The sequence below is a fragment of the Pseudoxanthomonas koreensis genome (assembly GCF_041890415.1).
Taxonomy (GTDB): Bacteria; Pseudomonadota; Gammaproteobacteria; order Xanthomonadales; family Xanthomonadaceae; genus Pseudoxanthomonas; species Pseudoxanthomonas koreensis_A.
Genome location: NZ_CP169056.1, coordinates 257,681 through 275,709 on the forward strand (window position 1 = coordinate 257,681; position 18,029 = coordinate 275,709).

General features: G+C 65.4%; 19 protein-coding genes. 12 read left to right on the forward strand and 7 right to left on the reverse strand.

Annotation, left to right across the window (positions count from 1 at the left end):
- Nucleotides 1–36: 36 nt before the first annotated feature.
- From ACEJ41_RS01195 to ACEJ41_RS01210, 4 genes are all read right to left on the reverse strand, one after another.
- Nucleotides 37–477, reverse strand: coding sequence for a protein sip-5 (locus ACEJ41_RS01195; RefSeq protein ID WP_374012983.1), 441 nt, complete (start codon nucleotides 475–477; stop codon nucleotides 37–39).
- Nucleotides 474–1,004 carry a phage holin family protein gene (locus ACEJ41_RS01200; RefSeq protein ID WP_374012984.1) on the reverse strand — a complete coding sequence of 177 codons (531 nt, stop codon included), beginning with the start codon at nucleotides 1,002–1,004 and terminating at the stop codon, nucleotides 474–476. Before ACEJ41_RS01200 ends, ACEJ41_RS01195 begins: the two co-directional genes overlap by 4 nt.
- Before the next feature lie 14 nt (nucleotides 1,005–1,018).
- Entirely contained in the window at nucleotides 1,019–1,378 is a 360-nt protein-coding gene (locus ACEJ41_RS01205) for a hypothetical protein (protein WP_374012985.1), read from the reverse strand.
- A gap of 100 nt (nucleotides 1,379–1,478) precedes the next feature.
- Nucleotides 1,479–2,933, reverse strand: coding sequence for a Do family serine endopeptidase (locus ACEJ41_RS01210; protein WP_374012986.1), 1,455 nt, complete (start codon nucleotides 2,931–2,933; stop codon nucleotides 1,479–1,481).
- 459 nt (nucleotides 2,934–3,392) lie between these two features.
- On the opposite strand from ACEJ41_RS01210, the gene ACEJ41_RS01215 reads away from it, so the two are divergent.
- From ACEJ41_RS01215 to ACEJ41_RS01225, 3 genes are all read left to right on the forward strand, one after another.
- Nucleotides 3,393–5,549, forward strand: a complete 2,157-nt coding sequence (locus tag ACEJ41_RS01215) for an adenosylcobalamin-dependent ribonucleoside-diphosphate reductase (RefSeq protein WP_374012987.1) — start codon at nucleotides 3,393–3,395, stop codon at nucleotides 5,547–5,549.
- Between the two features lie 181 nt (nucleotides 5,550–5,730).
- Nucleotides 5,731–6,393 (forward strand): histone H1-like repetitive region-containing protein, encoded by a 663-nt coding sequence (locus ACEJ41_RS01220; RefSeq protein WP_374012988.1) that lies wholly within the window; start codon nucleotides 5,731–5,733, stop codon nucleotides 6,391–6,393.
- Nucleotides 6,394–6,497: 104 nt separating this feature from the next.
- Nucleotides 6,498–7,274, forward strand: a complete 777-nt coding sequence (locus tag ACEJ41_RS01225) for an NrdJb (protein WP_374012989.1) — start codon at nucleotides 6,498–6,500, stop codon at nucleotides 7,272–7,274.
- 70 nt (nucleotides 7,275–7,344) lie between these two features.
- Here the strand turns inward: ACEJ41_RS01225 and ACEJ41_RS01230 are convergent, their stop codons facing one another.
- A complete protein-coding gene (locus ACEJ41_RS01230) occupies nucleotides 7,345–9,081 on the reverse strand; it encodes an ATP-dependent endonuclease (protein ID WP_374012990.1) in 1,737 nt (578 codons plus the stop codon).
- Between the two features lie 397 nt (nucleotides 9,082–9,478).
- Between ACEJ41_RS01230 and ACEJ41_RS01235 the strand changes: the two genes are divergently transcribed.
- The 6 genes from ACEJ41_RS01235 (at nucleotide 9,479) to ACEJ41_RS01260 (ending at nucleotide 13,380) form a co-directional block, all read left to right on the forward strand.
- Entirely contained in the window at nucleotides 9,479–10,279 is an 801-nt protein-coding gene (locus tag ACEJ41_RS01235) for a hypothetical protein (RefSeq protein WP_374012991.1), read from the forward strand.
- Between the two features lie 128 nt (nucleotides 10,280–10,407).
- Nucleotides 10,408–10,785 (forward strand): hypothetical protein, encoded by a 378-nt coding sequence (locus tag ACEJ41_RS01240; protein WP_374012992.1) that lies wholly within the window; start codon nucleotides 10,408–10,410, stop codon nucleotides 10,783–10,785.
- A gap of 180 nt (nucleotides 10,786–10,965) precedes the next feature.
- Complete coding sequence (locus ACEJ41_RS01245; RefSeq protein WP_374012993.1) at nucleotides 10,966–12,048, forward strand: hypothetical protein; 1,083 nt, start codon at nucleotides 10,966–10,968, stop codon at nucleotides 12,046–12,048.
- Nucleotides 12,049–12,234: 186 nt separating this feature from the next.
- The gene (locus ACEJ41_RS01250; RefSeq protein ID WP_374012994.1) at nucleotides 12,235–12,621 is read left to right on the forward strand and encodes an MAPEG family protein; all 387 of its coding nucleotides are present in this window, start codon (nucleotides 12,235–12,237) and stop codon (nucleotides 12,619–12,621) included.
- A 49-nt stretch (nucleotides 12,622–12,670) separates the two neighbouring features.
- A complete protein-coding gene (locus ACEJ41_RS01255; protein ID WP_374012995.1) occupies nucleotides 12,671–12,853 on the forward strand; it encodes a hypothetical protein in 183 nt (60 codons plus the stop codon).
- Nucleotides 12,854–12,933: 80 nt separating this feature from the next.
- Nucleotides 12,934–13,380, forward strand: a complete 447-nt coding sequence (locus tag ACEJ41_RS01260; protein ID WP_374012996.1) for a GNAT family N-acetyltransferase — start codon at nucleotides 12,934–12,936, stop codon at nucleotides 13,378–13,380.
- On the opposite strand, the gene ACEJ41_RS01265 is transcribed toward ACEJ41_RS01260, so the two are convergent.
- A complete protein-coding gene (locus ACEJ41_RS01265) occupies nucleotides 13,377–14,234 on the reverse strand; it encodes a PA4780 family RIO1-like protein kinase (RefSeq protein ID WP_374012997.1) in 858 nt (285 codons plus the stop codon). The genes ACEJ41_RS01260 and ACEJ41_RS01265 overlap by 4 nt on opposite strands.
- Before the next feature lie 117 nt (nucleotides 14,235–14,351).
- Between ACEJ41_RS01265 and ACEJ41_RS01270 the strand changes: the two genes are divergently transcribed.
- Nucleotides 14,352–15,074 carry an RNA pseudouridine synthase gene (locus ACEJ41_RS01270; RefSeq protein WP_374012998.1) on the forward strand — a complete coding sequence of 241 codons (723 nt, stop codon included), beginning with the start codon at nucleotides 14,352–14,354 and terminating at the stop codon, nucleotides 15,072–15,074.
- Nucleotides 15,075–15,117: 43 nt separating this feature from the next.
- Here ACEJ41_RS01270 and ACEJ41_RS01275 read toward each other — a convergent pair whose 3' ends face one another.
- Nucleotides 15,118–16,230, reverse strand: a complete 1,113-nt coding sequence (locus tag ACEJ41_RS01275; RefSeq protein WP_374012999.1) for an alpha/beta fold hydrolase — start codon at nucleotides 16,228–16,230, stop codon at nucleotides 15,118–15,120.
- A 295-nt stretch (nucleotides 16,231–16,525) separates the two neighbouring features.
- On the opposite strand from ACEJ41_RS01275, the gene ACEJ41_RS01280 reads away from it, so the two are divergent.
- Together ACEJ41_RS01280 and ACEJ41_RS01285 are read left to right on the forward strand one after the other, a co-directional pair.
- The gene (locus tag ACEJ41_RS01280; protein ID WP_374013000.1) at nucleotides 16,526–17,251 is read left to right on the forward strand and encodes a hypothetical protein; all 726 of its coding nucleotides are present in this window, start codon (nucleotides 16,526–16,528) and stop codon (nucleotides 17,249–17,251) included.
- A 104-nt stretch (nucleotides 17,252–17,355) separates the two neighbouring features.
- Nucleotides 17,356–17,790 carry a hypothetical protein gene (locus ACEJ41_RS01285; protein ID WP_374013001.1) on the forward strand — a complete coding sequence of 145 codons (435 nt, stop codon included), beginning with the start codon at nucleotides 17,356–17,358 and terminating at the stop codon, nucleotides 17,788–17,790.
- Nucleotides 17,791–18,029 lie beyond the last annotated feature (239 nt).

An 18,029-nucleotide genomic window follows, 5' to 3' on the forward strand; every position in this document is an offset into this window, starting at 1 on the left:
AGGCCGGCGGGCGCCGGCACGGAAGAACGAGACGGATCAGCGTTCGGACATTTCGGTCGCCGCTTCGGCCGGCGACGGCGGGTGCAGCGGGCCGGCAGGTTCGGCCCGCGCTGCGGTCGCGCCCGGGGCTGCTGCCGGCTGGCCGCTGGCGGCCTGCTGCGCGGCGTCGGCCGCATCGGCTGCGGCATCGGCGCCCTGCGCGGCCTCTTCGGCGGCGCTGGCGGCCTGCAGCGTGGTCAGCAGGCTGGAAACGGTGCCCAGCATCTGCAGCCAGCGCATGCCGCCGATCCGCGACAGCGGCTCGGCACGTCCCGCCAGGAAGCCGGACAGCAGCCCGGCCACCACGATCCTTGCCGGCGACCAGCTATGGCGCCAGACCAGGCCGAAGCGATGACGGTGCGCATGGGCCTGGTCCAGGCATCCGGCCACGCGCAGCTCGGCCCGTTCCACCCGTTGCCGCAGCAGTTCGAACCTCATGGCCGCGGTGCCTGCGGTGCGGCGGCGGGTGTTTCGGGGGTGTCGTGGCCGTCGCCGTCGCCCGGATCGGGCGTGGAATTGCCGGGCTCGTCGAACAGGCCCATGCGGCTGAGCTGGCGGCGGGTGGCGTGCATGCCCATGTAGTCGAAGAAGCGCGATGTGCGCCACACCGCCAGCGCGGTGATGGCCAGGTTGAACAGCGCGGCCAGGCTCAGCGAAGCCAGCCAGGACAACCCCGCCCACTGCATCAGGGCCACCCCTGCAGCGGTGGCCAGCAGCCAGGCCGATGCACCGAACACCACCGCCACGCCGGTCCATGCCAGGCCGCGGCCCATCGCACTGCGGGCCAGGGCCAGGTCGGCCGAGGCCAGGGTGCGCAGGGCACGCAGGGCGTCGGCCGAGGCCCCCAGCGCTGCGCGCCCGGCCTGGCCGACATCCTCGATGCTCTCGGCCAGCGAAGGCGCGGACCCGTCCGCGCCTTGCCCGTCCGGATCGGATGGGCCTGCGTTGCGTTCCCCTTCGCTCACGTCGTGGCCGCAGGTCAGCGGTCGCGACGACCCAGCGCGGCAACCAGCCAGCCGGCCGCGAAGGCCACGCCGAAGGACGCCAGGGGACGCTCGCGGATCAGTTCGGCGGCGCTGTCGATCAGGTCGCGGCCCTTGTCGACCAGCGCATCCATCTGCTCGCGCGCCGCTTCGCCGCCCAGCTCGGCGGCGGCCAGGCCCGCCAGCCCGCCTTCGGCCAGCTCGGCCTTGACGTTGGCCCGGCCCAGGCGCAGTTCGTCACCGGCCGCGCCGGCGGCGCCACGGATGGCCTCGCTGGCCGCGCCGGCAGCCGACTTCAGGTGGGCGCCGGCTTCGCTCAGGTTTTCCTTCAGGTGGTCGGTGGACGTGGGGCTCATTGCGGATCTCCTTGGGTTGGGGCGGTGCCGGCACCGTGCGTGCGACATGGAAGCATGCGCGTGGTGTAGGTCCCGTTACGGTGGCGCCGGTTGGCGCCGCTCACTGCATGACCAGCCGTCCCTGCACGTTACCGCGGACGATCAGCAGCACCAACTGCTGCGGCGGCCGGGCCATGGTCGCGCGCAGCCCGGCCAGGTCATCGAAATTGCCGGCACTGGTGGCGGTGATGACATCGCCGCGGCGCAGGCCGTTCTGCGCAGCCCGGCTGCCGGCGGCCACGTCCTCCACCAGCACGCCGCGCCCGCGCGCCTGGCGCAGCGCTTCGGGCAGCTCGGCCAGGCGCGCGCCGGCCAGGCGCTCGTCCAGGCTGGCGCCATCCAGCGCGCGCGGCTGCTCGCGCAGGGCCACGCCCAGGTTGATCTGCTTGCCGTCGCGCAGCACCTGCAGCGCCACCTTGGCGCCGACCTGCTGCAGGCCTTCGTAGTTGTGCAGCATCAGCGGATTGGCGATGCGCTGGCCACCGGCGGCAATCACCACGTCGCCCGGGCGCAGGCCGGCGGCGGCCGCGCCGGAATCGGGATGGACGCGGGTGACCAGGGCGCCCTGCTGTGCTTCGTCCAGCCCCAGCGAGCGGGCCAGGCGCGCGTTGAGCGCCTGCGTTTCAATGCCCAGGGTGCCGCGCCGCACTTCGCCCACCGTGACCAGCTGCTGCACCACGCTGCGCGCCAGGGCGGTGGGAATGGCCAGGCCCAGGCCGATGTTGCCGGCTGCGCTGCCGCGCGGATTGAGCGAGGCGGTGTTGATGCCCACCAGCTCGCCGCGCAGGTTGACCAGCGCACCGCCGGAGTTGCCCGGGTTGATCGAGGCATCGGTCTGGATGAAGTTCTGGTAGCCCAGGCCGCGGATGCCGCTGCGGCCGACCGCCGAGACGATTCCGGAGGTCACCGTCTGGCTCAGGCCGAACGGGTTGCCGATGGCCACCACGTAGTCGCCCACCTGCAGGGCGCTACTGTCGCCCAGCGGCAGCTCGGTGAGGTCGTCGGCGGCGATCCGGATCAGGGCCACGTCGGTGTCCGCATCCGAGCCGAGGAACTCGGCCTTGAGCGTGCGCCCGTCGGCCAGCGACACCGACACCTCGTCGGCGCCTTCGATCACGTGATGGTTGGTGAGCACATAGCCTTGCGCGGCATCGATGATCACGCCCGAGCCCAGTGACTCGTTGATCCGCTCCTGCGGCACCTGCGGGAACATGCGCCGGAAGAACGGATCATCGAAAAACGGATTGCGCACCCGCACCCGCTGCTGGGTGTGCACGCTGACCACTGCCGGCATCACCCGCTGCAGCATCGGCGCCAGCGACGGCATCGGCGCGGCCTGGGTCGATGCCGGTGGCGGGGACAGGGACGCGGCCAGCGGCTGCGGCATCGGTGCCGGCTGCATCGGAGCCGGAGCGGCCTGGGCCCGGTTGTCCAGGGTCTGGTGCAGGGCGGTGGCGGTGAAGCCGCCGAACGCGGCGGCGGCAGTCAGGGCGAGCAGGGTGGTCGCAGGGCGCATGCAGCAGGTCTTCCTCGCAGGCGGGTGGACGGGCGGCGGCGCGCGGCCGCCATGCTCATCAAGCTGAACAAGTGTGCTGCGCCCGGATTTAACGCCCGGTGAAGTAGCGTGCAACGGTGGCGCGACGGGCGTGCCATGCGGGTTTGCCACGCGGACCCTGGCGACCCCCCTGCGGTCGGTTGACAGGTAGGGGGGGCGCGGTTAGCTTGGCTGTCTGTTGCGCCACTAGATATAGCGTTTTCGATCCACGAAAGACCCAAGCGATGGTGTTTTTCATGAATACGCATCAAAAGGTGCCAGGGCCGGGCGAGGCGACGGGATGCAGGCAGGGGATGGCCTGGGCCCGCGGCCGCGCTGGCCAGCAACGACACAGAACCTGATCCGGCCCGCGGCACGGTTGGCGGCAACGCCATGCCCGCGGTCAGGACGAAGAACCCGATGCGGAAGGAGAACCCATCAGTGAGTACGGTGCGCCTCGAAGTGGTCCAGGACAACACCAATGCCGGCAGCCAGATCCCGCTGCAGCCTGCGTCCCAGGACATCTGGGACAAGAAGTACCGCCTGAAGACCAAGGCCGGCGTGCCGCTGGACGTGGACATCGACGGTACCTGCCAGCGCGTGGCCCGGGCCCTGGCCGACGCCGAGGAGACCGACGAGAAGCGCGAGCTGTGGTACGAGCGCTTCCTGTGGGCGCTGCGCCGCGGCGCGATCCCGGCCGGCCGCATCACCTCCAACGCCGGCGCGCAGGAGCACAAGCCGGCCACCAGCACGATCAACTGCACCGTCTCGGGCACCATCACCGACTCGATGGACGGCATCCTGGAGAAGGTCCACGAAGCCGGGCTCACGCTCAAGGCCGGCTGCGGCATCGGCTACGAGTTCAGCACCCTGCGCCCGCGCGGCGCGTTCGTGGCCGGCGCCGGCGCCTACACCTCCGGGCCGATGTCGTTCATGGATATCTACGACAAGATGTGCTTCACCGTCTCGTCGGCCGGCGGCCGCCGCGGCGCGCAGATGGGCACCTTCGATGTCTCCCACCCGGACGTGAAGGATTTCATCCGGGCCAAGCGCGAGGACGGGCGCCTGCGCCAGTTCAACCTCTCGCTGCTGATCACCGACGGCTTCATGCAGGCGGTGGCCGACGACGCCGACTGGCCGCTGGTGTTCCCGATCAACCGCAAGGAAGAGGGCGACGTCGACCTGGGCGACGCCGACACCGTGGTCTGGCGCGACTGGCCCACCCACGACAACTACATCGTGCGCGATGACGGCCTGGTGGCCTGCAGGATGTACGGGCACATCCGTGCCCGGCACCTGTGGGACATGATCATGGTCTCCACCTACGACTACGCCGAGCCGGGCTTCATCCTGATCGACCGGGTCAACGAGATGAACAACAACTGGTGGTGCGAGAACATCCGCGCCACCAACCCCTGTGGCGAGCAGCCGCTGCCGCCCTACGGCGCCTGCCTGCTGGGCTCGGTCAACCTGACCACCTTCGTGCGCGACCCGTTCACCGACAAGGCCCGCTTCGACTGGGACGAGTACAAGGAAGTGGTGCGCGTGTTCACCCGCATGCTCGACAACGTGGTGGAGGTCAACGGCCTGCCGCTGCAGCAGCAGCGCGACGAGATCATGCACAAGCGCCGCCACGGCATGGGCTTCCTGGGCCTGGGCAGCACCCTGACCATGCTCAAGATGAAGTACGGCTCGCCCGAGAGCCTGGAGTTCACCGAGCAGGTGGCCCGCGACATGGCCGTGGCCGGCTGGGAAGTGGGCCTGTCGCTGGCCCGCGAAAAGGGCGCCGCGCCGATCATGGACGAGCGCTTCAAGGTCACCGCGCAGATGCTGCGCCAGCGCCCGGAGATGGTGAAGGACGGCTGGCGGGTGGGCCAGGAAATCGAGGGCAAGGTGCTGCACGCGCGCTACAGCCGCTACATGCAGCGCATCGCCAGCGTGGCCCCGGAGCTGGTGGAGGAGCTGGCCGAGACCGGCTCGCGCTTCACCCACCACAGCTCCATCGCGCCCACCGGCACCATCTCGCTGTCGCTGGCCAACAATGCCTCCAACGGCATCGAACCCTCGTTCGCGCACCACTACAGCCGCAACGTGATCCGCGAGGGCAAGAAGACCAAGGAGAAGGTGGACGTCTACAGCTACGAGCTGCTGGCCTACCGCCACCTGGTCAACCCCAAGGCCATGCCGTTTGCCGAGGACGCGGCCGCCAGGCTGCCCGACTATTTCATCTCCGCCGACGACATCCATCCCAAGGAACACGTCGACGTGCAGGCCGCCGCGCAGAAGTGGGTGGACAGCTCGATTTCCAAGACCGCCAACGTGCCCACGGACTACCCCTACGAAGAGTTCAAGGACATCTACCGCTACGCCCACGCGCAGGGCCTCAAGGGCTGCACCACGTTCCGCTTCAACCCCGCCGCCTTCCAGGGCGTGCTGGTCAAGGAGAAGGACCTGGAAAACACCCTGTACCGCTTCGAGCTGGAGGACGGCTCGATGGTGGAGGTCAAGGGCAACCAGGAAATCGAATACGACGGCGAGGTGCACTCTGCCGCCAACCTCTTCGACGCACTCAAAGAGGGCTACTACGGCAAGTTCTGACCTGGCCCCACCGGCCGGGCAAGCGGGCGGGCGCGTGGGGAACGGCGCCTGTTCCGGATTTTGCAGGCCGCGGCGCGCGCTGTTCCGGGCGCCCGCCGCGTCCGGTTCCACTGCGGTACGGCGCCCGGAACAACGTAATGTCCCGATGACCACACATGCAGCGAGCCCCCAGGAGGGCCCCATGAGCAATGGCAATGGCAATGGCGTGACCGCGACCCTGTCCGAGGCCGCCGAAACTGCAAGGGAAACCATCAGCGGCATCGGCAGCGGCATTGCCGCCACCGCAAGCGAGGCCGTGTCCACCGCCAGCGAGGCAGTGACCCGGGTGCGCAAGGCCGCCACCCGCCGCGCGACCACGGCAAAGAAGACCGCTGCCAAGAAGGTGGCCAAGGCCCGCAAGGCGGTGAAGACCGACGTGGCCAAGGCCAAGAAGGTAGTGAAGAAGGCCGTGTCCAAGGCCAAGAAGAAGTTGACCGCGGCCAAGGACAACGCCACCGCCGAAGCCGCCGCCCTGCGCCGCAAGCTGGGCAAGCCGGTACCCAAGAAGGCCGCGGCCAAGAAGGCGACTGCAAAGAAGGCGACTGCAAAGAAGGCAACGGCCAGGAAGGCAGCGGCGAAGAAGGCCGTCGCCAGGAAGGCGCCCGCAAAGAAGACCGCCGCAAGGAAGGCCGTTGCCAAGAAGGCCGTTGCAAAGAAGGCGGTCGCCCGGAAGGCACCTGCAAAGAAGACCGTTGCAAAGAAGGCCGCTGTAAAGAAGGCCGTGGCCAGGAAAGCGCCCGCCAGGAAGGCGGCAGTGAAGAAGGCCCCGGCCAGGAAGGCCGCCGCCCGCAAGGCCGGCAGGTAATACGCATCACCCCTTCCCCTCCGGCACGCGCCGGACGGGAAGGGTGCCGCGGCCCCGCGCCGCCCCCACGCCACCACCCAGAGATCAGCAAGGAATCTGCCGCCATGGCCGTCAAGATCGACCAGAAAATCAAGGGCTACACCGTCGTCACCCTCGAGGACCAGGCGCGCGAAGCCGCCGCTCCGGTGCCGGCCGCCCCGGTCGACCGTGCCAGCGACGAGGCCGCCGTGCGCGACAACGTCATCCACATGCACGAGCGCATCGAGCGCCCGGAAGTGCTGATCGGCAGCACTTACAAGATCAAGTCGCCGATGGTCGAGCACGCCATGTACGTGACCATCAACGACATCGTCCTCAACGCCGGCACCGAGCACGAGCTGCGGCGCCCGTTCGAGGTGTTCATCAACTCCAAGTCGATGGACCACTTCCAGTGGATCGTGGCCCTCACCCGCATCATGAGTGCCGTGTTCCGCAAGGGCGGCGACGTCACCTTCCTGGTGGAAGAAATGAAGGCCGTGTTCGACCCGCGCGGCGGCTACTTCAAGGCCGGCGGCGTGTACATGCCCTCCCTGGTGGCCGAGATCGGCGCCGTGGTGGAGGAACACATGAAGTCCATCGGCCTGATCCACGACCCGGAACTGAGCGCCCACCAGAAAGCCCTGATTGCCGAGAAGCGCAAGCAGCTCGACGAGCGCACCAGGAAGGACAGCGCCCCGGCCGCCGCCGCCCCCGCCACCCGCGACGAGGACGTGGCCGTCACCGGCGACGGCACCAGCTTCCCGCCCAGCGCCACCATGTGCCACAAGTGCAGCACCAAGGCGCTGGTGATCATGGATGGGTGCGCGACTTGCTTGAATTGCGGGTATAGCAAGTGCGGGTGAGGTGGCGCCCAGAGCTCCGTTCTCTTTAAATGATCGCGACCAAGAGAAAGGGCCCGTTTGGGCCCTTTTTTCAGATCCAGTTTGAGAAATCTAAAAGCGTTTGGGGGTCGGCTGCATGAGAAACTCCTCCGCCTGCCATGGCCAACGCGGCGAACTGGGCGCGAGCCGCGTTCGTCTTTGCGATTCCTAAGTGTGCTTCGATGGCGCCCCCAGGCCAGAGCCAAATATTGATGGGCTTGAAAAGGTTGTGGATGTTTCGGCACTCGGTTGGAAGCGCAATAGCTAGTTGTTCGTAGGCTTTTTCGGGATTCATTGCGCCGCCTTTTCTAGGTAGGCCAGTACAATCAAGATTGAAGCCCAATGAGGAGCTGTTGGCAGCAAACCATTGCAGGCATGAGTTTAGGTTCGGGTCTGCTGGCGAGATGAGATTAAGAGACGGGGCTTCTTTGAAGGCAAAGTCAAGGTCAAAAACCACCTTTGGCGTATATCCCAAGTTCTTGAAGAGCTTTGCAATGTCTATCGAGCCGCCGCTCCCGGCTGATTCGATGAGAGAAGCGCTGGCCTGATTGAGTCGTTTCCCGGTGGCTCCGAAATAGACTGCCGGCAGCAGGTGGCGCTCTGTTTTTCCCTCCACAATGATCGGTTTTTCAGAGAATAGCCACTGGGAGCTATGGCTCAGCGAGTAAATCACATCAGTTTGGTGTTGCGAATTGCTTATGCCGGAAAGTGCAGAGGCGATCTTCTGGCGATAGGTGGTTCCTCTCTGAGGACATTTCCAAAATACGACCGTCTCAGCGGCGTCATCAGCACCAACCATCATTGGTGAGTGTGTCGAAAAAAAGATCTGAAAGTCGCCCGAGGAAAGATCTTTGAGTGCCGCCGCAACCGAGCAAATGGCCTGGGGGTGAAGGTAGAGCTCAGGCTCATCTATCAATATGACGGTATTGTTCCCAGCGCTTCCAACTTGGCTCGCATATTTGGCGAGGAGCTGAATCAGAGCCATCTGAACAGTTCGCTGGGTGCCGTGGCCATAGTCGGCGAAGGCGCGCGGGTTGTTGCTTCCTTGCTCAACAAGCTTGATCGTTGTTGACTTTATTATCTCGTCTAAGCTGGGTGGCGGGATTTCTATCTGGACGTCGATGCCGGAAAAAAGAGATGCCAAGCTCTGGGTGGCACTGCTTTCAAGGCTGGTTAACTCGGGGATCCTTGTTTGTCCGTTGAGATGGGTGCCCAATGCGGCAAGAGATGCATCCACGGTCTGCATTGCAGACTGATTATTGGCTCGCGCTAGATCAAGCGCGTACTTTATTAGCAGGCCAATAGTGTTCTTGGCAGCAAATTTGCTTACGTCATCGCCCGCGTCATCCATGGCTTTGATGTGGACAGGTTCGGGGAGCATTGTTCCAAGGGCATTGTCTATGCCGGTTGGGTTAGCTCTCCAATTTCCCGATCCATCAAGCACTTCCAGCTTGACGAGTGAAGCCGTAGTCCCGGGAGTCTTCTGGATGCGTCGAAAGGTGAGTTGATCGCTAATAATAAATGGTTCAATCTGCTGTTGCTGGTTTTCCGGCAACAAGTGGATTGCGCTTGATACTCCGACCACGGTTCCCTCGACCCAGGCTTCCTTACTCGGATCGTGAAAACATGATTCGGGGAGTGCCGACTTCTTTAGGAGCCAGCTAATTGCTCTGAGGAAATTTGATTTCCCTGCGTTATTGTAGCCTACGACTGGGTTATATCTGCCTAGCGAAATATCAAGTTCCTGAATTGACTTGAAGTTGTAGACCTTTACGTGTGATAGGTGCATGTGTAATTACCCAGTGATTCCTGCTCAGGTTCTGCCTTTTCACGGAGAGCACGATGAGCAAAGTGATGAATGATAACGGAGTCAGATTCACTTCGATACGGATATACGCGATGATCATCGGCGAAATAACTGACCTCGTTCCAGCCGTGAGTATTTCATCTTGTCGTCGGGTCGAGCTCCGCGATTGAGTGGGGGCGTGGAGGGCGTCGTCCTAGATGGTCGGTCGTGCTAGTCGCCTTAATTTTCTATTGGGGGCAAAGTGGTGGAGTCACATGAGAGCACATCTGTAAAGTTCAATGGAGAAGTGGAATTCCCCTACCCTGTAACGGTTTTCTCTCTTGTTGCTGGCGGGTGTTTACCGCTTCCGCTATCCAGTGCGCAAGTGCACTTGGTGGACATGAATATCCTCCTTTGGCTTCGTCAAGTCCCAGGGTCCGTGGCAAAACGTAAGGACTTCGAGGCGAACCGTTGGTGGCTGGAGTTCCTCAATGACCCTGCCCAAGTCATCAATCCGGTGTTGTGTGCAATGGAAGGTTGGAACCTTCGTGTGCCGACAATCGGAGAGTTCCGGACGGTGTACGAAAGTTCCTGTGATGAACTGCAGGCCTACTTCCCGAGAGCGCATATCTTGCGGCATGAAGCGGTCCACTTTGACGGGCTCTATGAACTTGTCACTAGAACTTCAGTGCGACACGCTGCTGAGGTCACCTTCCTTCGCCAGGTGGCGCCCCTCGTTACAGAGCCCAAAGGAGGACGGGAGCGCCGTCGCCTCCGGGAGCTCATCCTCGGGCAGGCTCGCAACTCGGGAATCAGAACATCGATGGCGCTGATCGCAGTGCTGTCCTGCCTGTGCGAGGGAGGGGGGAAGGCTGCTCGGGTTACTGCAAGGCGCGTCATCAAGCCAACGGCGTCTTACTCCGAGGAAGATGCCCACAATGCCTTGTCTGATATTCGAGCACTGGAGATGCTCGCAGCAGGGTATGCGTTAGGAGGTCCGGCCCTTGGACTCTGTACGCGTGACAAGCCGCTTGCCGGATTCTGGTGTGACCTGGGCGTAAGAAACTCATGCTTGGTCGAGGGCGTTTTCGCCACGTCCTACGGCCTTTCACCTCGGCTGTTCACAGCATTGTCCGAAGAAGAGATGCGGGAGCTCTTCTCTTTGATGGTGGACTACGGGTTCGACGGGATTGAGGAGTAATAATGGGGGCAGGTTCACTTATTGATAGTTGGCTTGGCTGCACGAGTGCAAGACGGCATGGCCTGTGCAGAAACTGCAGGGTACATTAGGTACCTGCCAGAATTCACGACAGACCCGATGGGGGAAGAATGGAACTCTTCAAGCGCTTGAAAGCCATGTTCGCGGGCCAGCTGGCACCAACTCCCGTGGATGCCAGTGCCCTGCGTCCTGCGCTGCGCTACCACAACCGCCGCAATCCGGATGGGCCGCATGTGGCGTTCTTCGATGGGTTCAGGGAGGATGAGAAGAGAGGGAAGGTTCTGGTACTGGACCTGCGCGGGGATGCGGATGTCTCCCAGCGTGGACAGATGCTGCTTGCCTGCCTCGACGCACTGGAGCAGAACGCGGACTTTGCCTGCTCCGTGCTGATGGACCGGGTGATCGTGGATGAGATGGTGGCCGTGGTCGATACCAACGTGGACGAGCTGCGTTCGGCTGTGCGCCGGCTGGAGTTCGAGTACGCCTGATGCAAGGCTAGGACGTCTCGGTGTGTGCAAGCGCCTTGCGGGAAGGCTTGCGCGGTCGCCGGCAAGTCCGGCTCCTACAATTTCTCTCCCGAGTCGTGACTGTGTCCGGTGGGAGGTAAGCGGAGCTAGGGCCTTGGAGTGACAGGGCTGGATTCGTATCGCTGAAAGCGGAGGGGGGTTATGCGCAGTTGGGTCCTTTTGTCGCTTGTCCTCCTCACTGTGGGAGATGTGTCGGCGCACAAGCTTGCCCCCGAGGCGACGCCCGAGGAGCGGCGGCTGGCAGGAATCACGTCCGGGGCGCGCGCCTCGCTGGAGCGATTGATGGCGCGGTGGTCGTTGGAGGTGTTTACCGAGCCCGTCCATGAGGAAATCACCAACCACATCTATGGCTGCAACGGTGACGTTTGCGCTGGGAACCAAGCCACGACTGCGCCGCCGGCGGTCCTCGCAGGTGTGCGCTGGAACGATGATCCGCCTTTCCAGCTACTAGCCGGCCAGGCTCAGAACACCAACTGCAAAACCCGGGAAACCGTGCGCTTCGAGACCCAGCCGCTGTGCTGGGTGGCCCTGTTCCGTGATGCGAAGGCCGGTGCGGCGCGCGGCAAGCGGTACGGTCCGGGTGATGCCATGCTCTATCGGTCGCATTTCGGCGACCTCCAGTTCCTCCATGCGATGGCTGCCGCGGATGGCGAGAGTGCGGCAACGACGCGCGATGCTCTTATGGGCTGGTTCGAGTTTGCATGGCGCGCCTCGCTGGGCGAGTACACGCTGGACACCCGGCTCAAGGATGTTCGAATCCCGGTGATCCAGCATGCATTTGGAGGCACCGAATGGCGCGTAATGGATCTTTATACGCTCGGTGCCAGTGGTGGGCTGAGGCGCTACGTCGCTGATGTGGCATTCGGCTCGCTGCTGCATGCGGTGCAGGACAGCTTTGCGGCGGGTCACGTGCGGCGCGAGGAAGCCAGCGGTTTGCAGGAATGCCACCTCGCGGGAACTGCTGTGTCAGCGCCCGGGCGGATCCTGGAGTTCCATTCGTATGCCGGTCAGGATCATGGGCTCCATGCCCAAGCGGATTCGCGCAAAGCGTTCATGCGGAGGTTCCAGGAGGCGGGCAACGTCGTGGAGGTCAGTAAGCCCCTTGTGCGCGCACGCACGCAGGCGCTTGAGTGGCACGCGGTCGAGCCATACTTTGATTGCCTCTTTACCCTGCAGCGCCCGGAAGCTCCAGCAACAGCCGGCGACTTCCTTGGAGGGAATTAGGCCGCTCTGGGATCGGGCGGGGCGGGGTCGGATAACGGCGTTAAGCGGGGACCGCTAAACGGGGTCAGATTCACTTCCTATTCGAGCCGAATGGAGTCAGGCCTGGTCTCCATCAAGGTGCAGCCACTCTCGGGCGGATCCGTCCCTCTTTGATCCCACCCACATCAATCCACAACAAGGGAAACCATGAACTACGTCGATCTGGTGGCCGTGCTGGCCATCCTCCAGCTCATCTTCTTTGGGGTGCTCGTCGGTCGTGCGCGCGGGCGATACGGGGTCAAGGCTCCGGCCGTTTCCGGGCATGAGATGTTCGAGCGCGCCTACCGCGTCCAGATGAACACGCTGGAGCTCATGGTCGCCTTTCTCCCGGCCTTGTTCGTCGCTGCCAGGTACTGGCCGCAGTCCTGGGTCGCCATTGCCGGTGCGGTGTACCTGGTCGGCCGGTTCATCTACTGGCGCAGCTATACCGCCGCGCCGGCAAGCCGTGGGCTGGGTTTTGCCCTGTCCATGTTGCCCATCCTGGCGCTGCTCATCGGCGCACTTGGCGGCATCATCCGCGGCAGCGCGGCCTGACCGGATTCAAGCCGGCGGCAGGGCCGTCCACCGCAGGGGCTGAGCCGCCATGTTCAAGATCATCGGATTCTTCCTCGTGCTGTATGTCTGCTACGCGGCGGCCACCGGCCGGGTATGGGCCAAGGCCGGCATCCGTGCGCGCGAGATCCTGCGCGAGGAGAGCCCGCGGTACTTCTGGGGGGTCGTCGGTATCTATGCGGCCCTTTCCGTGGCGCTGTTCTTCGTGTTCTGATGCCGCCGCGGCCTGGCGGCAGATGCGGCGGGGCGATTGCATGCCCAATCACGTCGATTGTCGAAGGGGTACGGAGCCTGATGGACATCATGCTGGTTGAGGACGAGGCGGGGGTCGAGCGGTGCTACCCGCTCATGTCGACGTTGCGCCCGCACCTGTCGCGCGAGGCGTTCGTCGCGGCGGTGCGGCGCATGGAGGCGGCGCACGGTTACCGGCTGGTCAAGCTGGAGGAGGGTGGCAAGCTGTGTGCGCTGGCCGGCATCCGCATGGGCGAGTGGCTGCACCGCGGCCGCTACCTGGAGGTGGATGAACTGGTCACCGACGAGGGCGAACGCTCGCGCGGTTACGGCCGGGCGCTGCTGGCCTGGATTGCCGATTACGCCCGCGCGCAGGGTTGCGACCAGGTACGGCTGGTGTCCGGCGTGCAGCGCGTGGATGCGCACCGCTTCTACGAGCGCGAAGGGATGCGCTTCGAGGCCAAGTACTTCTCGATGGACCTGGGTCAGGCGCCGCGCGCCCGGTCCTAGTCTTCCTCGGCCGCCGCTTCCCGCCCCTGCTGGCGGATCAGCGCTTCCTCGCGCGCATCGTTGATGGCGTGGCGCACGCCGTCCACATCGGGCGCGGACTCGTCGTGCTCGAACTCGCCGGTCAGCTCGCTGTCCGGGTGCAGTTCGCCGGCCTCGAACAGCGCCCACATCTCCTCGCCGTACCAGGTGTCCAGCAACTCCGGCGCAAACCCGCCCAGGCAGGCGGTGATGTTGTTGACGTCGCGCAGCAGCATGGTGCGCGCGGCGTTGTTGCCGGCGGCGCTGACCACCTGCGGGAAGTCGATCACCACCGGTCCGTCGGCGGCCACCAGCACGTTGTAGGGCGACAGGTCGCCGTGGACCAGGCCGGTGCAGAGCATCTTCACGATCTGGCGCACCAGGAAGCGATGGAAGCTGCGTGCCTCGTCCGGCGACAGCTCCACCTCGCCCAGCCGCGGTGCCGAATGTCCGTCCGCATCCACCACCAGTTCCATCACCAGCACGCCGTGGAAGTAGCCATACGGCTCGGGCACGCGCACGCCGGCATCGCGCAGCTGGTACAGCGCGTCGACCTCGGTGTTCTTCCAGGCCGCTTCCTGCTGCTTGCGGCCGTACTTGCTGGCCTTGCCGATCGCGCGCTGCTCGCGGCTGCCGCGCACCTTGCGCCCTTCCTGGTACTGCACGCGCTGCTGGAAGCTGCGCTGGGCCATGTCCTTGTACACCTTGGCGCAGCGGATCTCCTCGCCGGCGCGCACCACGTACACGGCCGCTTCCTTGCCGCTCTTGAGCGGACGCAGCACGGCATCGATCACGCCATCGTCGATCAGCGCCTGCAGGCCTGCGGGAGTTTTCATGGCACCTCTTGAGGAACGGGGCGGCGCGCCCGGCCCGCCACCGCAACCGGCGTCCCGGGGCGCACCGGAGTGCGCGAACGATACACTGCGCGTCCCCGCTCCCGTGGTTTTGCATTCATGTCCGATCCGGTTCGCCTGGCCAGGCGCGTGGCCGAACTGGCGCGCTGTTCCCGCAACGAGGCCGAACAGTACGTCCAGGGCGGCTGGGTGAAGGTGGACGGCCGGGTGGTGGAAGCGCCCAACCACATGGTCAGCAGCGAAGCGGTCGAGATCGATCCGGCCGCGCAGCTGCAGGCCAACGAGCCGGCCACCGTGCTGCTGCACAAGCCGGCCGGTGTCGATGTGGCCACCGGGGCCAACCCGGCCTTGGCCCTGGTAACGCCGGCAACGCGATGGAGCCAGGACGCCAGCGGCGTGCGCCTGCTGCAGCAGCATTTCCAGCGCCTGGTGGCGCTGGCGCCGCTGGAGCGCGAGGCCAGCGGCCTGGTGGTGCTGAGCCAGGACAGGCGCGTGCGGCGGCGGCTGGTCGAGGACATGGATGCCATCGAGCAGGAGTTCGTGGTCGAGGTTGACGGTGCGCTGGACCCGTGGGGCCTGGGCCGACTGGGCCACGGCCTGGCCTACGAAGGGCGCGCGCTGGCGCCGTGCAAGGTCAGTTGGCAGAACGAGACCCGCCTGCGCTTCGCGATCAAGGGCGTGCGCCCCGGGCAACTGCGCGACATGTGCGCGCAGGTCGGCCTGCAGGTGCTGTCGATCCGCAGGATCCGGATCGGCCGGATCGCGCTGGCCAAGATGCCCGCCGGCAACTGGCGCTACCTGCCGGTGGGCGAGAAGTTCTGAGCCGGGCGCGGCGTGTGCCCGGAGTTCGCTGGTGCCGCCGCGCTCAGGGCGCTGGCACGTCGCCGGCCAGCGGCCTGGCCCGCTGCACCAGGGTGACCAGCAACTGCCCGGGCTGCTCGGCGAAAATCTCGTGCGCGGCGTATTCGAACCACTCGAAGTGCTTGTACGGCGCCTGCACCCGGTCGAACCATTCGTGTGCCACGTATGAGTTGACGCTGCGGTCGTGGCGCCCGGCCAGCACGATCAGCGGGCAGCCGAGCCGGGTTTCATCGCTCATGTCCACGCCGACGACGTCGCTGAACAGGTACTGCTGCGAGAACCCGTTGCCGTCGTAGGCGCGGGCCGCTTCCGCGTCGGAGTATTCCGGCGACAGGCGTACGGCCATGCCGTCGATCTGGCGTTCGCGCCAGGCCATCACCCCGCCGTAGTAGTCCGACCAGCGCCGCTCCAGCGCGATTTTTTCCAACGGGATGGGGGCGTCGCCCTGCGCGTACGGTGCGATGGATTCCAGCTCGGCCACTGCCTGCTGGTTGCCGCTGCGCCGCGCCTGAGCCAGGGCGTAGGCATGGCCGCGCCGCTCGCTTTCCGGGATATCGATTGCCTGGCCCATGCCGATGTATGCGTGCAGCCACTCCGGCCGGCGCAGGGCGAACTTCAGGCCCACGTAGCTGCCCCAGGACGTGCCCAGCAGGAAGATCTTCTCCTGGCCGAACTCGCGGCGCAGCCATGCCACCAGTTCCTCGGTGTCGTCGATGAAGCGCTCCGGCGTCATCGTCGCGGCCACCGCGGCCGGGTCGTTGGCCAGGTGGGTCTTGCCGGCGCCGCGCTGGTCCCAGTGCACCACGGTGAAGTATTCCTCCAGCCCGCGGGTGGCCCACCAGGCGATCCCCGAGGTCGGGAACCCCGGGCCTCCGTGCACCACCAGCAGCACCGGGTTGCCACGATTCTGGCCGCGGATGCTGACGAACTGGTTGATCCCGCCAATCGGCAGGTAGTCGTAGCGTTCCACGCCCGAAGGCGCCACGATCTTCCGCAGTTCGCCGATGATGGCCACGGCGTCGGCGCGGGCGCCTGTCGGCGCGGGCGTGGTGGCAAGTGCCGGGGTGGTTGCCAGCAGCATGACCAGCGCGGCGGCAACGCGGTGCAGGTTCCACATGGCGCTGGTTCCCTGTGTGAAGGCGGGGCGGCCGCGCGCAGGTGGCCGGATGGCACCGGTGGCACGCGCCCACCGCCACATGGTGCCCGCTCGCGCGGCGGGCCGCCACGGGGCCGGCGGGTGCGGATGATGGCGCCCGTGCGGCGGGCGTGGTGGCGCATTCCGGGGTGCCATTTCCGGTTCCGGTGTTGTATCAATACGCATCCTCTTCCCGGGCTGGGGACCCGGGCGCGCAGGGCTGTCCTTCCGCGTGCGGGGACGTGCGTCCAACCGTCAAAAACCTAGGGAGCAAACCATGAAGTGGCTAGCCGTTGTTGCCGGCGTTTCGCTGTCCCTCACCTGCACCGCCGTGGTGCAGGCCAATCCACTCAAGGAGCTGGTCGCTTCGCGTGGCACCTCCACGCTCAAGTACGAGCGCGCTGTCGGCAAGCGTGCGGAGTTCGCCACGCTGGCCGAACAGGGCCCCGCTGCCGGCGTGGCCGTCACCCTGGTCGATGACGGCGGGACCGGCGCCGGGGACAAGGTGGCCGATGCGTATGTCGAAGGGCTGCGCAAGGTGTTGCCCAACTCGATCCGGCTGGCCAATGCGGATGATCGTTCGCCGCAGTTCCTGGCCCGCATCGCCCTGGCCTCGCGCGAAGGCAGGGCCGGCGAGGATGCCAAGCTGATCGCCGGTGCCCAGGGCACCACCTGCCAGCAGGTGGGCAAGGAAAAGATGCAGTGCCAGGAGATCGGCAATGCGCCCAACGCGATGGGCAAGACCGCCTCGACCTGGATCAACCCGGAGCTGACGGTGATGATCCGCCTGTACCGGTTCGACACCGAAGATCGCGCTGCTGCACCGGCGGTGGTGTTCGAGGACACCTACAAGCTGTCCTACGTGCAGACCGAATGCACCGACCCGGGCGCGGCGGTGGCTTCGGCGGCACGGCTGCTGGGCGAGGCGGTGATGACCAGCCGCTCGATCAACGTCGACTTTCCCACCAGCCCGCGCGTGCTTGGCTGCAACGTCAAAGGCTGATCCGGCGCGCGGCCGGGCGACTTAACGGCAAGTTCAGTCCTGGTCCCTAGAGTGGCCCGGCCAATTCGCGCCAATGGGAGTTTCGAGTGAAAGGATTTGTGCTGTTGTCCCTCGTGTTCGCCGCCGTGGCCATGCCCCAGGCAAAGGCCGAGGAAGTGGGCAAGTACGTGTATGCGTACGATGCAGATACCTACCGTGTACTGACGCTGCGTTACGGTCCGCAGGACGGGAACCAGATGCTGGTCAAGATCAGCGGCATCGACAATGACCAGGATGGCAGGATCTACCTGCACACGAAGAAGTGCGACACCAGCAAGTGCGATGCCTACAAGTGGGTCACCACCGAGGTCCACAAGCCGGATGGGCACCAGTGGTTCACCATCTACAACCCCGGTGGCTGGAGCAGCGGCGACATCCTGCAGCCGTACCTGGTGGAACCGTCCGCCAGCGGCAAGGTCTACCTGCGCGAGAAGGTGCAGACCAATCTCGACCCGGAGTTCTTCCTTGCCAACTACAAGCGGCAGCAGGGCAAGAAGTAATCCCGGCGGGAATGGAGTTACAGCAGAAAGGGGCCCAACGGCCCCTTTTTGCTGTCGTCACGTCTGGGCACCCCGGACGCATGCCCCTCGACGTCCCCCGCATGTGGAAGCCGGTCTCGCCGGCGACCGTGGCGCGGCATGTCGTGTGGGACGTTGTGGCGCCCCTGAGGTCGCCCGCAAGACGGGCTCCTACAATCACGCCCTAGACGTCCCCCGCATGTAGGAGCCGGTCTCGCCGG